Raw genomic sequence first — 17,766 nt, 5'->3', positions numbered from 1 at the left:
CTGAGCGTGGGTGACGGGCGCGACGTCGACGTCGTCGTCACGCATTTCGAAGACCCGCAGCGTCTGCGATGGGTTCTGGATTCCCTAGCGGCGCAGGATGATTCGTCGCTGCGCCTCCACATCGTCGTCGCGGATGACGGTTCGGCCACCCCGCCGAGCGTGCCCGACGGCGTCACGCTCCTGCGACAGGCGAACGAGGGCTTCCGCGCCGCGGCGGTGCGCAATCTCGGCGCGCGCGCCGGGTCCTCACCGGTCGTCCTCTTCCTCGACGGCGACACCGTGCCGACGCCCGGCTACTGTGCCGCGATGGTCGACGCCTTGCGAGAGGCGTCGCGCGAGGCGCCTGGCGCCGGCGCCCTCGTCGTCGGAGCCCGTCGGCATGCCGATCTCAGTGCCGTCGCCGCGCGGGGTGACGGCGTCGTGTCCTGGTGTGCGGCAACCGATCCCGAGGCGCCGGTCGACGGTGACGTCCTCGCCGCACCCCAGTGGCTGCGCCACGGCTACGCGCGCACGAACGACCTGCGTGACGCCGGCGACGGCGACTGGCGGCTCGTCATCAGCGCCGTCATGGGCATGACTCGCGTCGCGTTCGAACGACTCGACGGGTTCGACGAGAGCCTCGTCGGGTACGGCGGCGAAGACTGGGATCTCGCCTATCGCGCCTGGAACACCGGCGTCGCCCTGCGTCATGCGCCGGCCGCGGTGGCCTGGCACGACGGCCCCGACGCGGGGGAGCGAGCCGATCTCGCGCAGCTCAAGGAGGGCGAGCAGCTCGCGCTCGCTGCCCGCATTCCACAGCCAGACGTGCGGGGGCGCCACGGCATCTGGCGCGCCCCGCGTGTCGTCGTGTTCTGGCGGCCGACGCGAACGGTGGCACCGAGCGGCGAGTACGCCGCCCTCGAGTCGTGGCTCGCGCTCGCGGACGTCGGGATCTGGTGCGGTGAACGCCGCCCCGACGTGCTCGCCGATGACCCTCGCGTGTGCGCCGGCGAACCGTCAGACGAGGTTCTGCAGCGCGCTGAGTTCATCGTCGACGTCATGCAGCCGTGCGTTCTGCGCGATGCCGAGGGTCTGCTCGCAGCGTGCGACGGCGCGCCATGGGTGAGCGCCGGCGTGACGGCGGCGCGCACCCGTCATCGGACGAATGTGGACGAAAATCGCAGAAGTGACAGGGCCGCTGGGCCGGTCGAATCGCACGCGGACGCGTCACCGATCGTCGAAACCGTTCCCGCAGACGGGCCCCTCGACCTCGAGGCCTGGGGCCGACGGAGGTGGTCATGAGCGAGCGCACCTATCCGTGCGTGACACGTGCGCTCACTCGCAGCCGTGACGGTTCGCCTCGCCCTGCTCTCGCCGGCGCCACTGTCATCGTGCCTGCGCGTGACGAAGAGCAGGCGCTTCCGCACTGCCTCACGGCGCTCGAACGAGCGCTCGTCGAGGTTGCTCATCTCGCGCCGGCGATGACGTTGCGTGCGTGCATCGTCCTCGACACGTGCACCGACGACAGCGAGGCCATCGTGCGTGCCTTCGCGGGCGCGGCGGCGCACCGCGGGCAGTTCAGCGTGGAGCCGCTCGTCGTCACGGCGGGGAGCGTCGGGCGAGCGCGTGCCGCGGGAGTGCGCTGCGCGCTCGAATGGGCGGAGCGTGACGGCATCGATGCCGACGCGCTGTGGCTCGCGTCGACCGACGCCGACACGCACGTCCCGCCGCACTGGCTGAGCGCCCACATCGCGACGGCCAACGCCGGCGCCGACGCGTACGTCGGCACCGTCGAACCGGACGCGGCTCTCACCGGCGCGCGGCGCGCAGAGTGGATGGAACGACACCATCTGCGGGAGGGGCATCCTCATGTGCACGGCGCGAATCTCGGCGTGCGCGCCTCTGCTTACCTGCGGGTCGGCGGGTTCGCGCCGCTGTCGCTGCACGAGGACGTAGACCTCGTCGAGCGGCTGCGCGCCGAGGACGAGCGCCTCGTGCGGGCGGCCGATGACGCGCGCGTCGTCACGTCGAGCCGTCTCGACGGGCGAGCTGTCGGCGGGTTCGCGACGTATCTGGCCAACCTGCGAGGAGGAGTCGCATGACGTCGCTGCGCATCGCCGTGCTCGCCACGAACCGCAACCCGTTGAGCGAGCCGTTCGCCGGCGGCCAGGAATCGCTGACGGCGGCGCTCGTCGCCGGGTTCCGTCGGCGCGGCCACCGCGTCGTGCTGTTCGCGGCCGAGGGGACGCCGGCCGATGTGGCAGACGAGGTCGTGGTGTACCCGGCGCTGCCGCGGTTCTCGGCGGTTGCCGCGCTCGACCCGCAGCTGCCGGAGAAGCCGTTTCTCGACGACCATCACGCGTTCACGTTCGCGGCTGCCGAACTGGCGCGCCGGGATCGTGCCGGTGAGCTCGACGTCGTCGCCAACCACAGCCTGCACCACCTGCCGATGTCGCTGTCGCGCGCCTACGACGCGCCGGTCGTCACGACGTTGCACACGCCGCCGTTTCCGTGGATGGAGCTCGGCGCGGCCCTCGCCTCGCCGGCGTCGCGGTTCGTCGCGGTGTCGAAAGCCCTCGCGGCGCAATGGTCGACGCTGACGCGGCAGGTCGTGGCGAACGGTGTCGACGAGTCGCGTTTCGTCCTCGGGCCGGGCGCTGACGACGGCCGTCTCGCCTGGGTCGGTCGGATCACGCCGGAGAAGGCGCCGCATCTCGCGATCGATGCGGCGCGGGTGGCCGGGCGACGGCTGGCTCTCGTCGGGCCGGTCAGCGATGCGGCGTACTTCGAGGCGGAGATCGCGCCGCGGCTCGGGGGTGACGTCGAGCATCTCGGCGCGGTGCGGCCAGAGGAGGTCGCGAAGGTCGTCGGGCGGAGCGACGCGTTGTTCGCCACACCGGCATGGGAAGAGCCGTTCGGCCTCGTCGCCGTCGAGGGCGCGATGTGCGGGACGCCCGTCATCGCCCTCGCACGAGGTGGTCTCGTCGAGGTGGTGCGACCGGACATGGGTGTCCTCGTCGACGCGTCGACGAATCCGGTCGTGGATTCGTCTGAGCTCCCGGCAGGAGCCGTGATGGCGGCGCCCGACGACGTGCTCGTCGCCCGACTGGCCTCTGCCGTCACCGAAGTCGACGCTCTCGATCGCGCGGCGGTGCGCGAGAGCGCCGTCCGCCATTTCTCTCTCGATGCCTGCATCGACGGGCATCTCGCGGTGCTGACGGAGGCGGCTGACGCGGCGCGCCGTTCGCAGCCTGCGTCGGGCGCGCGATCCGTCGAACGTCACACACCGCTGGACCCGCTCCCGAGCGACGCCGACGCGCGGCGGCTCGTCATCCGTGAGGACATGAAGCCTCCAGCCGGGGTTCGTCCGGGGGTGAGCGCGCCGAACGGCATGGGCAGTGACGTTGCGGACCGTCCGTTGCTCCCGGGGAGCCTTTCGGGCGACAGCGTCTCAGGCGGCGCCCAACCGGACGCGACAGGGGCGATGTCGTGATGCGCATCGGTTATTACGTGCACCATCACGGGCGGGGGCACGCGACGCGGGCGGGCGTCATCGGTGCCGAACTGACGCGGCGCGGGCACGTCATCACCTATCTCGGCAGCGGCGCACTGCCCGGCGGGGATCAGGTCGCGCTCGCGTCGGATGCCGATGAAGCGGATGCACCGTTCGTCGACCCCGATGCGGGTGGGCGTCTGCACTGGGCTCCGCTCGGCGGTGGCTACGCCGAGCGTTCGGCGCAGATCGCGGCGTGGGTGACGCAGGCGCGCCCGGACGTCGTCGTCGTCGACGTCTCCGTCGAGGTGACCGCTCTCGTGCGGCTGCTCGGCGTCCCCGTCGTCGTCGTGGCTCAGCCCGGGCGACGCGACGACGCACCGCATGCGCTGGCGTTCGACCTGGCGGCGGCTGTGCTGGCGCCCTGGCCGGCGCGGCTCGACGTCGCGCCGCACCTCGAACGCCATCGCGACAAGACGGTCGAAGTCGGTGGCCTGTCGCGCTTCGCGGGTCATGCTGCGGGGCCGAACGCTGCGGGCGGTGGTTCGTCGGCATGTGCCTCCCCGAACTCCTCGGAAAGTGTTGCGTCGGGCCCGCGGGCGGACGGTTCCCGCGATGCCGGCGGCTGCGGCGTTGCGGCGGACGTCTCGCAGAGCACTGCACCGGGCGCCGGATCCGGCGGTGCAGCAATAGACGCTGCGGGAGGCCCTTCGCTGGGCGCACGGCGAGGCAGCGATTCTGACGGTGCTGCGGTGAACGTTCCGGAGGGCCTTTCGGCGGGCATGCCGAGAGGGGCCTTCTCGGACGCGACATCGCGGGGCGCCCAAGAGATACCAAGGTTGCGTGGTGTGCTCCTCGTCGGCGGCGAGGGCTGGGACGACGCTGAGCTTCCGGGCGCCGTCGAACGCGCTGTGCCGCAGGTCCATTGGCGGACGCCCGACGCCGACCACCCCGTCGAGGTTCTGCTCGCGACGGCTGACGTCGTCGTCACCCACGCGGGGCAGAACGCTCTTGCGGACGTCGCTGCCTTCGGTGTTCCTGCCGTCGTCGTGCCGCAGGAGCGTCCGTTCGACGAGCAGGCCGACATGGCTCGTGCTCTTGACGACGCCGGCATCGCGCGCGGGCTGACTCTGGGTGCGACCGCTGACGAGGTCGCTGCCGGCATCCGTGAACTCCTCGCCGGGGACGACGAGCGATCGACAGGACGTGCGTGGGCGCGCTGGTGCGTCCACGGCGCTGTTGACCGCGCGGCTGACGTCATCGAGGCCGCTGCGCGCGGGGGCGTCGCTGACCTAGCTGCTGGAACTGATGCCGACGATCTGGAAGGCGCTGTGCGTGGGAGCAGGCACGGCATCGACGATGTTGCGCGCGCAGGTGTCGCAGAGCGAGGCGTCCGCGAAGCCGGAGGCGCTGCGCGTGGAGTCGGCGAGGGCGGCTCCGGCTGGCCAGCCGCTACCGGCGCCGAGGCGCCCGCACTCGGAGATGGGACGCTGCAGTGATGACCGACATGGGGTCGGGCCGGACGCTGCCCGTCGCCGTCGTCACTCCGGTGCGGGGGCGTCTGGAGCACCTCGTCAATCAGCGACGGTTCCTCGACGAGGTGGCGCCCGACGTGCGACACGTCATCGTCGCCGTCGACATGCCTGATCTGGGTGACGACCTGCGCGCGGCGGGCGTCATGGGTGAGAGCGTCAGCATCGTGCCCCTCGACGATCACCCGCTGGGCATGCCGACAGCGCGGGCCCGCAACGTCGGCGCCACGGCGGCACTCGATGATGGCGCGGAACTCATCGTCTTCCTCGATGTCGACTGCGTCCCCCTGCCCGGTTTCGTCGATGCGTCGCGTGACGCGCAGCGTCAGCTCGATGCTCGCGGCGAGCGTGCCGTGCTCAACGGCATCGTCACGTATCTGGGGGAGGACGATCGTCTCGACGGTGAATTCCCGGCGGCTGCAAGACGTTTCGTCGCTCCGCATGCTGCGCGCCCCGCGCCGTCGTCGGGTGCGGTCGAGGTTGACGACGACCATCGTCTCCTGTGGTCGCTCGCGTTTGCGCTCGATGCCGACGCCTGGCGCGCGTGCGGCGGTTTCGACGAGCGGTACGTCGGGTACGGCGCGGAGGACACGGACTTCGGTATGCGGGCCCGTGACGCGGGCCTGCGGATGGCGTGGGTCGGCGGCGCGCACGCGTTGCATCAGTGGCATCCGAGCGCGAACCCGCCGCGCCATCACGTCGTCGACATCGTGCGCAACGCGAACCTCTACCGCGAGCGGTGGGGCACCTGGCCGATGGAGGGCTGGTTGCAGGCGTTCGCCGACGAAGGCCTCGTCGAGTGGACCCCTACGTCGTTGTCCCTGGCGTCGCCGCATTGAGCCTTGCGGTGTGCCCGAATGTGGGCAGGATTCGCAGGCGTGTCCGAGAATCGCGAATGTGGACGAAAATCGCAGTCGTACACGGCGTTCCGGGGCCATCCTGCGATCTACGTCCCCATCTGCGAATCCCGTCCACATTCGTACCGCGGGGTGACGCATCGCCACCGAGACGAAGATCGCAGACGGGCCGGCTACGCGACGCCGCCGCCGCTGCGCGGGGAGGCCTCAGCCTGGGCGCTTTCATCGACGCGGATGCGGCTGTACATGAACATGTCCTTGCGCGAATCGCCCACCTGCTGCCAGGAACGCAGCAGTCCTTCGCGTTCGAAACCACAGGCTTCGGCGCAACGCCATGACGCCTCATTCCACGGCTCGACGTAGAGCTCGAGGCGGGCCACATCTTCGAGCGTCTCGGCCCAACCGCTCAGGATGCTGAGTGCGCGCTTCGCATAGCCGCGTCCCCGGAACGCCGGCGCCAGCCAGTACCCCGTCGAGGCACGCCCCTGGTGGATGGAGCTGAGCCACAGGCCGATGTTGCCGATGCACTGATCGTGCTGGTCGGTGATGGCGAAGGAGTACCCGGCGCCGGTCCGTAGTCGCTCGTGCTGACGCGCTATGTAACTCAGCGCGTCGTCATGGGAACCGCTCGCGGGGACGGTCGTGATGAGGGGAATCAGCGGGTCGCGGGCAACGCTGCGAACCAGATCCACGTCATCGTTCACGAAAGCGCGAAGCGTGACACGTCCGTCCCCCAGGTTCGGCAGATCGGCGGGGAGCATGGTCTCACTCTCCCTCCATCGGCGATCAGCGGCAACCGGGTGACATGCCGAAGGCTCAGGATGCGCGGTCAGGGGGTGAGTCTCGCGATACGGTCGAGAAGTTGCCTCGCGGTCTCCGTCCGTGCTGCACGTCGCCTGAGCGTTATCGCCCCGATGATCGGAACCTCGAATGTTCTCGCTCGAATCGCCACTGCAGACCGACGCATGGGCCAAGGTCCAACGCAAGCTCGGCAAGCCGACGTCGACACTGCAGGGAGACGGGTGGTCGGCACTGTGCGTCGAGGAGAAGCGCGCGGTTGGCTCCTACCTGTACGTGCCGTACGGGCCGATCTGCCGTGACGCGGGCGCACTCGACGACGCCTTGCGTGCCATCCACGCCCATGCTCGTCGACGGCGAGCCTGGTGGGTTCGCGTCGAGCCGCGCAGCAGCGAACGCGAGGCCCTCTGGTCGGACCTGCCGCTGTGGCGGGACGTGCTCGAGGCCGACAGATTCCACCCGGCGCTGCACGATCACCAACCGAAGCACACTCGCCTCATCGACCTGACTGCGGGCCCGGACGCCATCCTCGACGCGGCGACGGGCAGCATCCGCACGATTCACCGCAACCACGCGAAGAAGGGCCTGGAGGTGCGGACGAGCCGAAACCCGGACGACGTCACCATCCTCGCCGCGTTCCTGTCGCAGGCTGCGGGGCACAAGCACATCGTCGCCCGCTCGGCCAGCTACCTGCATGCGGTGGCTTCCGCGATGATGCCGGTGGACGCGGCGACCCTCTACTCGACGTGGAAGGACGGCGCCCCGCTGTGCGCCACCCTCGTCTACGACAGCCCCACCCAGCGGCTCTTCGCCCATGCCGCGATGCCCGTGGAGCATCGAAAACTGCGTCCGAACCAGCCCCTCATCACGCGCGCGCTGCTCGACGCCCACGACGCAGGCATTCGGACCGCTGACCTGTTCGGCCTCGCACCACCGGACGAGCCGAACCATGCCTGGGCGGGATTCAGCGCCTTCAAGCGTTCCTTCGGTGGCGAGGACGTCACCCACCTCGGCACCTGGGAACGCGACATCGTGCCCGGAGCGCGACGTGCCCTCGAAGCCCGCGAGCATCTCGCGGAACGTCGTCAGACGCAGCGGGCTCGAGGCCCGGAGGCCACCGCGGACTCGTCGGCGCCCGTGGCGAGCACCGTGGCGACGACGGCGTCAGCGGAGAACAGCTCGGTGCCGCACTGACGATTGGCCGCCGGGTCAACGGCGCGACTGGGGCGTCGTAGGGTCCGCGGGGGGCGACGGGGCAGCGGTGGTGACCACGACATCGTCGATGTGACGAGGATTCGCAGACCGGACTCGGTTCGCAGAGGTGGACGAAGATCGCGAATTTCGTGCACATTCAGGCACACGACGTATGTCGCTCACAGACGCGCCAGGGGCGACGTCGCTTCAACGAGTGGGAATGCTGGCGCGGTAGATCTCGGAGTGAACGCGTGCTCCGGCATCGCGTTCGTCGCGGCGTTCGGCGACGTCGGCCGGGGCGGCGCGCCCTTGGTCGACGGCGACCAGGATCGTGTCGGCAAGCCTGCGAGCGTCGACGGTGGCGTCTTCACTCGCGGCCGCACCGTCCTGGGCCGCACCGTCCTCGGCCTCATCGCCCCGGCCCGCGAGATCGTAGAGGACGGGCGCGTGCTGTTCGCCGTAGAACCCGATGTTCGGTGCCACGACGCGCACGCCGAGGTCGTGACACATCTCGATCCACCCCGAGTGGGTGCCCCAGACGTTCGCCATGACGCTGACGTCGAGGCCACCGACGAACGCGAACAGCGTCGCGTCATCCATCGGCTCGTGCAGGACGAGCGTGATGGCGCCGCGCGCCGCCAGCGCCTCGGCGCGCTCGACGACGCAGGCGTCGTGACCGCGATCGGTTGGGTCCGCAACGGCGCGGTGCATCGTCACGACGATCTCGACGTCAGGCCGCTCATCGGCGACGAGGGCGAGCGCGTCGAGCGCTCCCGCTGCGTCTACGTTCGTGCGAAGACTCTTGAGGTGCAAGCCGATTCGCCGACGATCATTTCGCGCGGGCGCCGCTGTGCTGTCGTCGCTCGACCGCGCGTCGGCGCGGTTCGTCCGAGAGGAAGTGTCATCGAGCAGGAGCGCGGCCATGACGTCCAGCGGCACGATGTGCGGGTGGCGCACGACGACGGCGTCGCGACCCCAGCGAGCCTGGATCGCATCAGCCGCGCCCTGCGTCAGCGTGATGACGGCGTCAGCCGCCGGCACGAGCGCGTCGAGTCGGCTGAGCTGCGCCGCCGGGTCCTCGATGTGCGGGTTGCGCAGGTCGTGCACCGTGACGACGACGCCCTTGCCCAGCTCGTGCGCCACGTCGACGACCTCGCGCAGGTGCTCAGGGCTGAACGACTCGAACCCGAAGTGGACGTGCAGCACGTCGAACTCGCCAACATGCTCGCGTAGCCAGGCCGGATCGAGGATGCGCGGCGGCCACCAGCGCGTCGAGCCGTCGTCAGCGATGACGGGCGGGTCGGGCAGGCGGATCACCTCGTCGCACCCGTCGCCTGGTGTCTCGCCGGTCGGGGAGAGGTGCGCGACGTAGGGGTGATCGGCCGGAACCGACGCGACACGAATCATGGCTTCTCCTGGACGCGATCTCATCGGCTACGACACTGAGCACGACACAGTGAACGCGACCGAGGGCGGGCGCCGTCACCCTACCCGCAGGCTCGCCCGTTGAACGATCGTCCCTCGGCCTGACAAGTGCATCGCGCATCTGCAGTCAGACGGTGCCGCCGACATGAGCCAGGCCCCGGGGAGGCGGCGCGAGGCAGCCCCGTCTTCATCGGCTCGGGCATGTCGGACGTGCTCCGGTGGACACGCGGCGGCGTGGGCCGTCACAGTGGGCGGGTGAGTGAACCCGAGCGCACCCCGGACGGTCGCTACATCGTCGTGAACGGTCGACGCTGGCGCGCGTCCGACCCCGGCATCCCGCCGAAGCTGCGGCAAGAACTCGTCGACGAACTGATGGCCGCCCGTCGCCTCGTGCGCACGGACGCCGAGCACGCCCGACCGCGCGTGCAGGAGGCCAAGATCGCTCTCGGCGAACGGGGCTACGAATGGTGGACTACTCCGTCCGACGACGAACGCGACGTCCGCATCGAAGCGACGATCCGTGCGCTGCTGCGTCATCGCGCCGGCAAGAGCATCTGCCCCAGCGACGTCGCGCGCGTGGTCGGCAGCGGCGCGCACACTGACATCCATGGCGACGGTATTTCGAAGGCGAGTGGCCACGAGACGGCGACCCAAGTCGGAGGCGAGTCGACCACCACCGGGGGCAGCGATGCGACGAACGGCGATGACGGGTGGCGCGACCTCATGCCCGCCGTCCGCGCCGTGGCGCATCGAATGCGAGCGGCCGGCGAGGTGCTCGTCACCCAGAAGGGCAAGGCCGTCGACGAGACAGCTCGCGGGCCCGTCAGGATCATCTTTGCCGACGGTGGCGCTGACGATGACATTCGTGGTGACGCTGGGGAGCGCCCCTCGTCGTGATGTTCCCCGACATCGCGTCGCTGCCGACGCGATGTCGGGCGAAAAGCGCTGACGCTCAGTCTGACGACGGGGCGTATCGCTCGAGATCCGCCGCGACCGTCCCCCGACGCCGCGCTGAGTGCCAGCCTGGCACCACAGGTTGATTTCCACCGTAGATCGCAGAGGGGGGACACCCACGTCAAGGGCGTCGGGCGGCCGATCTCACTACACGACGTGCGGCAGGACGAACAGCATGAGCATCGACCACGTCAGGTGCGTGACGATCGGCCCCGCGAGCGAGCCCGACTGCTGACGCAGCACGGCGACGACGAAGCCGAGCATCGCCGCGGCGAGTGCGAGCAGCGGAATGCCGGTCAGGGCCGTGACGGCGGTGTAGGCGACCGTCGTCCACAGCACGCGCTTCCTCGGCGACAGCACGCGCCAGAGCCCGCCTCGGTAGAACACCTCCTCGGCGATGCCGTTGACGGCCGTCGTCAGTGCGACGATCGGCAGGCTGCCCTTACGGGCATGGTCGAGCAGGTGCGAGACGGGGTCGCGCAGCGCCGGGATGAAGCGCACGAGAAGCGCGCCGACGACGAACAACAGCGCCAACGCGATGCCGATGCCGAACGCCTCGAGCAGTTCGCGTCCGTCAGCGCGCCAGCGCAGCCTGGTCGCGCCGACCCGGCCGGCCGCGAAGATCCCCGCTCCGTAGATGACGGCGACGAGGAACGTCGCCGGGTAGAACAGGGCCTGCCCCGGCTCGAGATTGAGCGACCACGACAGTGCGACGGCGGCCGCGACGCCCGTCGCGCCGATGATGACCCGCGTCGCCCCGAGACGATGCTCGGGCACGGGATCGGTTGCGGCGTCACGTAGTTCGACGTCGCGTGCCCCTGCGAGCGCGGCGCCGAAGACGTGGCGAGGTGAGCGGTGCGATGTCGCCATCAGCGTCCCGGGTTGCGACGGGCGATGACCGCGCTGAGGACGGTGGCGAACCCCGTCCACGCCGCGTACGGCGCGAGCACGACGCCCTTCTCCGGCGAGGCCTTGTGCGCGCGGCGCACGAGGTCGGCCGAGCTGGCGGCGAGCACCGCAGCCTCCAGCACCGCCGGACGCAGCTTCTTCGCGGCGAAGAACGTGCCGTTCCAGCCGACGTTGAGGGCCAGGTTCGCGGCGAGCGCCGCGATGTACGCCCGCTGTTCCTTGGTGCGGCCCGTCTCGGCGAGGTCGGCGATCGTCAGGCTCGAGATGAGCGCGAGGTCGGTGTAGAGCGCGCTCCACACGATCGGGAACGCGGCGGGCGGCGGCTGGATCGCAGGCTTGCGCAGCGTGCGGTACCACGCCGACTTCGGGTCGGTCAGCAGCGAGCCGGCGACGGCGGTCGCGGCGACGGCGGCGGACGTCAGCCCGAGCGTGCGTACCCAGCGCGAGGTGTCGAGGTCCTTCACGGCCGCGCGCACGGCATCCTCGAACGTCGTGTGACCGCCCGGAGGTGCGCCGACGAGGTCGTCGAGGTCGCGTTCGTGGACGACGGTGTCGTGCTGCAGGCTGCCGATGAGCGGCGCCGCCAGGCTGCTGGAGACGGGCGTCACGAGGCCGATCCAGTGCCCGGCGAGTCCGGCCGTCGTCACCGGCGCGGTGCCGACGATGCGCGGCAGCCAGCGCTTCGTCGCCTTCGCGTAGCGCTTCATCATGTCGCCGTACGGCATCGGTTCGGGGCCGCCGATGTCGAAGGTGCGGCTGACGTCGGCGGGCAGGTCGGCGGCACCGACGAGATAGTGCACGGCGTCGGCGACGGCGATCGGCTGGATGCGGTTCTTGATCCACTTCGGCGCGATCGCGCCGGGCAGGCGCTCGCTGAGGTTGCGCAGCATGATGAACGATGACGACTCGTCACCGATGACGACGCCCGCCTGCAGCGCCGCCGTCGGAACGCCGGAGTCGATGAGCACGTGGCCCACCTCGACGCGCGAGCGCAGGTGGTCGGACAACTGCTCGACGTCCTCGTCGTCCGGGTGCAGGCCACCGAGGTAGACGATGCGCGAGACGCCGGCGTCGCGGGCGGCGTCGGCGAACGTCGAGGCCATCTCCTTCTCCTCGGAGACGAAGTCGTCGGACGTGCTCATCGAGTGCAGCAGGTACCAGGCGACGTCGACGTCCTCCATGGCGCGCGCGACGTCGGAGGCCTCGGACGCGTCCCCCTCGACGACCTCGACGTGCTCGCCCCACGGCAGCGAACGCACCTTCTTCTCGCTGCGGCTGAGCACGCGCACGCGCCATCCCCGCTCGACGAGTTCAGCGGCCACCTGGCCGCCGACGTATCCGGTGGCCCCGGTGACGAGGGCGAGGCGAGAGGTCATGAAGTCCATCCGTTTCATCGAGGAATGCGCGTGGATCACGTTGGAATTTCAGGATAGTCGTACCTGACGTCGGCGTCAGCGGCGCCGGTCACAGCGGGGTCGCTCAGCGCGGGCGTCAGCTGCGCCGCTCATGCGGGCGCACCTGAGCGCCGCGGTGCGTGGGGAACGGTTCGCCGTCATTCCAGCCTGCCGGCGCCCACGAGGGGGCTGGGCGGCTGCGGCCTACACTCCTCGACGTGTCCGAACCTCAGGGCGAGCCCTCGTACCCGCCGCTCCGAGCTGAGCGCCGCTCGGCTCGGCGCGAGCGTTCGGCGGCGGCATTGCTCGTCCTCGGGCTCGTGCTGTGCGTGGGCGCGTACGTCGCGGCGGTGCATGCTCGGGGCGCGTCGTTCTCCTGGCGGCGCGCGATGATCAGCGACCTCGGACGCACGATCTGCCGCGACTGGCACGGATTCTGGGTCTGCTCGCCGCGCGCCGACCTCTTCAACGTCGCCGTCGGCGTCGCAGGAGCCTGCATCCTGACGGCGGGGGTTCTGACGCACGATCGACTCGGACGATCGCTGACGGCGGCGCTCGTCTGCCTCGGCGTCGGACTCGTGTGGGTCGCGGTCTTTCCCGCTGACGGAGCCATCGGGGTGCACATGGTGGGCGGCGTGCTCGCGCTGCCGGCGCCGTCCGTCCTGTTGCTCGCACATGGGCTGGTGGGGGTGCGGTCGGCCGGCTCACGAGGGGATCGCGATCGGTTCGCGAGCGAGCGCGAGCCCCGTCACACGCTGACGCGCGTGCTCGGGGCGCTGGGTGCCGTGTCGTCGCTCATGAGTCTCGACCACGTCATGCCGGCGCCGGCGCCCATCCCGCGCGGGGTGGCGGAGGGCGTCTCGCTGCTGGCGCTCGCAGTTGCTCTCGTCGTCGTGGCGTTCGACCTGCTACGACGCCCGCGCGACATCACCGCACCCTGACACACCCCGCCTCCCTCGATGTTGCCCGGGTGTCACGGCGCCCGCGCCCCAAGAAGTGGGCAACATCGCGGCCTTGGACGCGCGCCGCGCCACACGAGGAGTAGGGGAGTGCGCCTCAACCGCCGAGGCGGCGCAACGTCGACCAGACGGCGCCCCATCCTCCGCGCGGGTCGGAACATCGCAGCATCGTCGTGCCGTCGAGGCCGAACGGGTCGTGCGGCGCGATGAGCCGCCCGGCGGGGTCGCAGCGCGTGAACGCCGCACGGATGCGGTGCTCGTCCCCACCGACGGCGAGGACGTCATGCGTGTCCCCGTCGCTGCGTGGCGGCCCGAGGCTCCAGAGCGCGTTGTGCCACGAGGCGACGTCGGCACGCGGCACCCCGAGCGCAGGGCCGTACTGATGCGCAGCTCCGGCGAGGGCATACGAATCGGTGACGATGGCCGCACCCGTCGGACGGGCTGCCGCCATCTGAGCGGCGAGTGACGGCCAGTCGGTCTGGTCGCGCTGCATGGGGTCGAGGGCGGAGACGATGGAGAACGCCGGTGACGAAGCGGGCACGATCGGTAGGCAGATGAGGGCTGCGACGACGGCGTTCGCCGTCACGACGATGGGCGCGCGCCGCCACACGTGCTCCTCGTCCGCAGCCGCCCGCGCCCAACCGACCGCGACAAGCGGCAAGAACACCGCGACCGCGTAGTAGGGCTGCGCAGGGGAGACGAGCGCGAACACAAGGACGATCGCGGCCATGACGGCGAACACCGGCCCGGTGCGCTGTTGTGGTGGGTCCGGGGCGATGCGGCCGGCGTGACCGTCGTCGGTGGAGAAAGGATCGTTCGTGACGCCGCCGAACGCCTTGACGCGGGCGTCGTCAGCGGGACGGCTGCGCCAGCCGTCCGCCTCGACGTGCCGACCGCCGTCGTCGCCGCCGTCAGCTCCGGGGTGGGCGGCACGACGACTTCCCGGGTGCCACCACAACCCCCGCCACGCGACCTGCACGAACGGCGGTCCGACGAACACGACGAGCAGCGGCACGACGAGCCATCGGTTGAGCGCCCCATGACGGGCGACGAGGTCGGCCGAGACGTCGAGCATCGGCACGCCGTGAACGATCTGCGCCCCCACCTGGAACCCGCCGACCGCGACGAGCAACGCGGCGCCGCACCAGGCGTCACGGGTGCGCAGCACCCACCGGGCGCACGCGGCGAGCGCGACGAAGGCCGCCGCGACGAGCACGAGGACGAGCAGCTTGTTCCAGCACGCCACCCCAGCCGCCGCGCCGGCCCACGTCAGCGCACGGCGACGCCCCGTCAGCGCAGCGACGACACCGAGCACGACGAGCTGCCACGCGAGCAGATCGAGGCTCGCCGTCAGCATGACGTGCCCCATGAGCAGCGGATAGACGGTGAACGCATACGCCCACGCGGCGATGCGCTGCACCCTCACATCAGCGCCGAGAAGCCGCGGAAACAGCCCCGCGACGAGCGCGCCCGCCCCCGCCGCGAGCGCGGCCGGCAGCCGTTGCACCCATACCGCGTCACTCACCGACGCCGCTGCGTGCGCGAGCCAGACGGTGAGCGGCGGCTGATCGTCGTACCACCACGCGGGCGGCAACATGCGAAAGTACAGCTCGTCGCCGTGAAAACCGTGGCGCGACGCCGTCGCGAGCAGCACGATCATGACGGCCAGCGCTGCCGGAGCACCGGGGCGCCACCACGGCTGCGCCTCGACGAACCGCGCCGACACACGCCACCTCGATGAACTCGACGCGGACGGCGTCACGTCATGCCCCGCCGACGAACTGTTCGATGGCGGCGACAGCCACGCCCGCGCCGTCCTCGGTCGCCACCTGACGTCCGAGATCCACTGCACGCTCGCGCATTCCAGCACTCATCGCCGCGCGCAGCCGACGCGTCAGCAACCCCGCGGTGAGCAATCGACGCGGCAGCGGCGCGGGTGCGAGGTCGAGCGTGTGGAGGCGGTGCGCCCAGTGGTACTGGTCGGCGAAGTGTGGGACGACGACGCTGGGCGCGCCCGCGGCGAGCGCGGTACCCGTCGTCCCCGACCCGCCGTGGTGGACGACGGCGCGCACCTGCGCGAACAGCGCGTGGTGCGGCTCGTCATCGATGCCGACGACGACGCCATCCGCCTCGCGCGGCGCACCGTCGAGCTGGACGAGCGCGCGCACGCCGAGTCTCCGGCACGCCTCGGTGACGACGTCGACGACGCGGCCCGGTGAGTTCTGGTGCATCGAGCCGAACCCGACGGCGATCCACTCGTCGCCGGAGGCGAGCAGCGCCCGGGTGCGCTCCGACAAGCCCTCGTGCGGCGCCTCGCGCCACCACCCCGTGACGACAGTGCGGGAGTCGTCCACCGGTTCGGCGAGCAGCGGGCTGTACGCATGCAGCGAGCCAAGAGTCGCCGTCGTCAGGCCCGTGGGGTGGGCGGCGCGCAGGTCGAGTCGGCCGTCGGCCCATCCGCCGTCGACGCCCGCGAAGTACGGTTCGACGCGCCGCAGCGCTCCACGCGCGCGACGCCGCACACCGGTGGGCAGCGTCCACGCGTACGGCAGCAGCGGCATCGGCCCGTCGAGCGTGTCGAACTCGGGCCACAGGTGCGCGCGGACGACGGGGACGTCGGCGCGCATCGCCTCGTCGACGGCGGCGATGGCGAAGCTGGAGGCGACGAGGACGTCGGCGCCCGCGAGCGCCTCACGCGTGGTCGGCCCGAACGACTGCAGGAACTCGGCGAACACGTTGCGCGTGCGGTTGAGCGCGCGCAGATCACCACGCCGCAGTGCGGTGCCCGCCGGGCCGGCGAGGAGGGCACCCGGATCGCTCGCCACCGTCACGACGCGCGGGCCGCCCGGCATGACGTGCGCGAGCGACGCGTGGGTGACGACGGTGACGTCGTGCCCACGGGCGACGAGACGCGCGGCGAGCACCCCGAACGGGACGGCGTCGCCGCGGCTGCCGGCGGCGGCGATGACGACCCTCATGCAGCTTGCTCCGACGGGTGAACGCACGGGGTTTCGGTGCTCGCGTCGCGTTCGCGCGGGCGTCGGAATCGCATGGCACACCTTCGAATAGCCGGACGGGTGCCCTCATCGTAGTGCCGCCACGACGGCACGAACGGGCCCGCAGAGTCGCCGCGGCACGGTCGCAAACGCCAACCCCCATGGTCGAATTCCGTGATTTTCCAACGCCTCCGGGGCGCTCGCATCGGCGCGTCGGCGGCTATGCTCATGGTTCGGACCCGCGAGCAGGTCCCCCTCACCTGCGACCGGCCGATGGACGTTCACACCCCGCCACCCGTGGAGGCACTCGTGACAGACCCCGAGGCCCTCCTCACCCATGGCTACCGCCAGGCGCGCGACATCACCCGCACGCACGGCACGACGTACTACTGGGGGACGCTGTTCCTGCCGCCGCAGCAGCGCCGCGACGTCTACGGTCTGTACGCCCTGTGCCGCCTGGCCGACGACATCGTCGACGAGCCCGAGAAGGCCACCGGGCACGGCCTCGACGCATCGTTGCCGCCGGGGGAGCGTCTCGCGCAGTTCGAACAGCGCTTCCAGGCCGACCTCGCCGCGGGGCGCAGCGACGACCCGTTGTTCGCCGCCATCGTCGACACCGCCCGGCGTCTCGACCTCGATTCCGGTTGCTACGACCGCTTCTTCGGCGCCATGCAGCTCGATCTCGTCCGCACGTCGTGGGCGTCGTGGCCTCAGCTGCGCGACGAGTACATGGAGGGCTCGGCCGCCGTCATCGGCGAGATGATGCTGCCTGTGCTGCGCCCGCGCTCGCGGGAGGCCGCGTTCGCTCCGGCCCGCGCGCTGGGGCTCGCGTTCCAGCTGACGAACTTCCTGCGCGATGTCGGCGAAGACCTCGAACGCGGTCGCGTCTACCTGCCCGCCGACGAACTCGCCGCGCACGGCGCCGACCCGTGGCTGCGCCGCGTCACCCCGCAGTGGCGCGCGTTCATGGCCGAGCAGATCGCCCGAAACCGCGCGCTGTTCCACGACGCCGAAGCCGGTCTGCCGCACCTGCCGGCCTCGTCGCGACGGTGCGTCGGCGCGGCGCTCGCGATGTACTCACGCATCCTGTGCCTCATCGAGGCGGCCGACTACGACGTGTTCAGCACGCGCCACCGCGTCTCCGCAGCACGCAAGAGCGCCATCGCGGGAGCCGTCGTCGTCACCGGACGCGCCCGAACTGCGGCGCCGGTCGCGCCCTCGTCATCGGCCGTGGCGGACGAGCCGGCCGTGACGTCGTCCGCGTCGTGAGCGAGGT

General features: G+C 71.0%; 15 protein-coding genes. 9 read left to right on the top strand and 6 right to left on the bottom strand.

Going from position 1 to position 17,766, the window contains the following annotated elements:
- Positions 1 to 6: 6 nt before the first annotated feature.
- The 5 genes from NQ706_RS06315 to NQ706_RS06295 are packed head-to-tail and all read left to right on the top strand — an operon-like array spanning position 7 to position 5,843.
- Complete coding sequence (locus NQ706_RS06315; RefSeq protein ID WP_404360590.1) at positions 7 to 1,281, top strand: glycosyltransferase family 2 protein; 1,275 nt, start codon at positions 7 to 9, stop codon at positions 1,279 to 1,281.
- Positions 1,278 to 2,081, top strand: coding sequence for a glycosyltransferase family 2 protein (locus tag NQ706_RS06310; protein ID WP_047311137.1), 804 nt, complete (start codon positions 1,278 to 1,280; stop codon positions 2,079 to 2,081). The genes NQ706_RS06315 and NQ706_RS06310 overlap by 4 nt, the downstream gene beginning before the upstream one ends.
- Positions 2,078 to 3,472, top strand: a complete 1,395-nt coding sequence (locus NQ706_RS06305; RefSeq protein ID WP_051805560.1) for a glycosyltransferase — start codon at positions 2,078 to 2,080, stop codon at positions 3,470 to 3,472. The genes NQ706_RS06310 and NQ706_RS06305 overlap by 4 nt, the downstream gene beginning before the upstream one ends.
- Positions 3,472 to 4,971, top strand: a complete 1,500-nt coding sequence (locus NQ706_RS06300) for a glycosyltransferase (protein WP_051805563.1) — start codon at positions 3,472 to 3,474, stop codon at positions 4,969 to 4,971. The genes NQ706_RS06305 and NQ706_RS06300 overlap by 1 nt, the downstream gene beginning before the upstream one ends.
- Complete coding sequence (locus NQ706_RS06295; RefSeq protein ID WP_051805565.1) at positions 4,971 to 5,843, top strand: glycosyltransferase family 2 protein; 873 nt, start codon at positions 4,971 to 4,973, stop codon at positions 5,841 to 5,843. The genes NQ706_RS06300 and NQ706_RS06295 overlap by 1 nt, the downstream gene beginning before the upstream one ends.
- A gap of 191 nt (positions 5,844 to 6,034) precedes the next feature.
- On the opposite strand, the gene NQ706_RS06290 is transcribed toward NQ706_RS06295, so the two are convergent.
- Entirely contained in the window at positions 6,035 to 6,622 is a 588-nt protein-coding gene (locus tag NQ706_RS06290; RefSeq protein ID WP_038566738.1) for a GNAT family N-acetyltransferase, read from the bottom strand.
- Positions 6,623 to 6,791: 169 nt separating this feature from the next.
- On the opposite strand from NQ706_RS06290, the gene NQ706_RS06285 reads away from it, so the two are divergent.
- Complete coding sequence (locus tag NQ706_RS06285) at positions 6,792 to 7,853, top strand: GNAT family N-acetyltransferase (protein ID WP_051805566.1); 1,062 nt, start codon at positions 6,792 to 6,794, stop codon at positions 7,851 to 7,853.
- A 207-nt stretch (positions 7,854 to 8,060) separates the two neighbouring features.
- On the opposite strand, the gene NQ706_RS06280 is transcribed toward NQ706_RS06285, so the two are convergent.
- Positions 8,061 to 9,260 carry a glycosyltransferase gene (locus tag NQ706_RS06280; protein WP_051805568.1) on the bottom strand — a complete coding sequence of 400 codons (1,200 nt, stop codon included), beginning with the start codon at positions 9,258 to 9,260 and terminating at the stop codon, positions 8,061 to 8,063.
- A gap of 273 nt (positions 9,261 to 9,533) precedes the next feature.
- On the opposite strand from NQ706_RS06280, the gene NQ706_RS06275 reads away from it, so the two are divergent.
- Complete coding sequence (locus tag NQ706_RS06275) at positions 9,534 to 10,175, top strand: DUF3253 domain-containing protein (RefSeq protein WP_235181992.1); 642 nt, start codon at positions 9,534 to 9,536, stop codon at positions 10,173 to 10,175.
- A gap of 204 nt (positions 10,176 to 10,379) precedes the next feature.
- Here NQ706_RS06275 and NQ706_RS06270 read toward each other — a convergent pair whose 3' ends face one another.
- Positions 10,380 to 11,102 (bottom strand): CPBP family intramembrane glutamic endopeptidase, encoded by a 723-nt coding sequence (locus tag NQ706_RS06270; protein ID WP_038566740.1) that lies wholly within the window; start codon positions 11,100 to 11,102, stop codon positions 10,380 to 10,382.
- Positions 11,102 to 12,517, bottom strand: a complete 1,416-nt coding sequence (locus NQ706_RS06265) for a tryptophan-rich sensory protein (protein ID WP_038570184.1) — start codon at positions 12,515 to 12,517, stop codon at positions 11,102 to 11,104. The genes NQ706_RS06270 and NQ706_RS06265 overlap by 1 nt, the downstream gene beginning before the upstream one ends.
- 236 nt (positions 12,518 to 12,753) lie before the next feature.
- Here NQ706_RS06265 and NQ706_RS06260 point away from each other — a divergent pair, with 236 nt between their 5' ends.
- Positions 12,754 to 13,476 (top strand): hypothetical protein, encoded by a 723-nt coding sequence (locus NQ706_RS06260; protein WP_038566743.1) that lies wholly within the window; start codon positions 12,754 to 12,756, stop codon positions 13,474 to 13,476.
- 115 nt (positions 13,477 to 13,591) lie between these two features.
- Here the strand turns inward: NQ706_RS06260 and NQ706_RS06255 are convergent, their stop codons facing one another.
- Positions 13,592 to 15,220, bottom strand: coding sequence for a glycosyltransferase family 39 protein (locus tag NQ706_RS06255; RefSeq protein ID WP_150112707.1), 1,629 nt, complete (start codon positions 15,218 to 15,220; stop codon positions 13,592 to 13,594).
- Between the two features lie 37 nt (positions 15,221 to 15,257).
- Positions 15,258 to 16,472, bottom strand: a complete 1,215-nt coding sequence (locus tag NQ706_RS06250; RefSeq protein WP_051805573.1) for a glycosyltransferase — start codon at positions 16,470 to 16,472, stop codon at positions 15,258 to 15,260.
- 327 nt (positions 16,473 to 16,799) lie between these two features.
- On the opposite strand from NQ706_RS06250, the gene NQ706_RS06245 reads away from it, so the two are divergent.
- Positions 16,800 to 17,759: a phytoene/squalene synthase family protein gene (locus tag NQ706_RS06245; protein WP_051806356.1), complete on the top strand. Its 960-nt coding sequence runs from the start codon at positions 16,800 to 16,802 to the stop codon at positions 17,757 to 17,759.
- Positions 17,760 to 17,766: the final 7 nt, after the last annotated feature.

This window comes from Dermacoccus sp. BD5 (assembly GCF_044878485.1).
GTDB lineage: Bacteria > Actinomycetota > Actinomycetes > Actinomycetales > Dermatophilaceae > Dermacoccus > Dermacoccus nishinomiyaensis.
The sequence above is the reverse complement of the archived record's forward strand: the minus strand, read 5'-3'. Positions and strand labels throughout refer to the sequence as shown.

Bases quoted from the DNA above. Each gene is read 5' to 3' on its own strand.
- NQ706_RS06250 (WP_051805573.1), bottom strand. From the start codon at position 16,472: ATGAGGGTCGTCATCGCCGCCGCCGGCAGCCGCGGCGACGCCGTCCCG.
- NQ706_RS06280 (WP_051805568.1), bottom strand. From the start codon at position 9,260: ATGATTCGTGTCGCGTCGGTTCCGGCCGATCACCCCTACGTCGCGCAC.
- NQ706_RS06290 (WP_038566738.1), bottom strand. From the start codon at position 6,622: ATGCTCCCCGCCGATCTGCCGAACCTGGGGGACGGACGTGTCACGCTT.
- NQ706_RS06300 (WP_051805563.1), top strand. From the start codon at position 3,472: ATGCGCATCGGTTATTACGTGCACCATCACGGGCGGGGGCACGCGACG.
- NQ706_RS06305 (WP_051805560.1), top strand. From the start codon at position 2,078: ATGACGTCGCTGCGCATCGCCGTGCTCGCCACGAACCGCAACCCGTTG.
- NQ706_RS06310 (WP_047311137.1), top strand. From the start codon at position 1,278: ATGAGCGAGCGCACCTATCCGTGCGTGACACGTGCGCTCACTCGCAGC.
- NQ706_RS06295 (WP_051805565.1), top strand. From the start codon at position 4,971: ATGACCGACATGGGGTCGGGCCGGACGCTGCCCGTCGCCGTCGTCACT.
- NQ706_RS06285 (WP_051805566.1), top strand. From the start codon at position 6,792: ATGTTCTCGCTCGAATCGCCACTGCAGACCGACGCATGGGCCAAGGTC.
- NQ706_RS06265 (WP_038570184.1), bottom strand. From the start codon at position 12,517: ATGACCTCTCGCCTCGCCCTCGTCACCGGGGCCACCGGATACGTCGGC.
- NQ706_RS06270 (WP_038566740.1), bottom strand. From the start codon at position 11,102: ATGGCGACATCGCACCGCTCACCTCGCCACGTCTTCGGCGCCGCGCTC.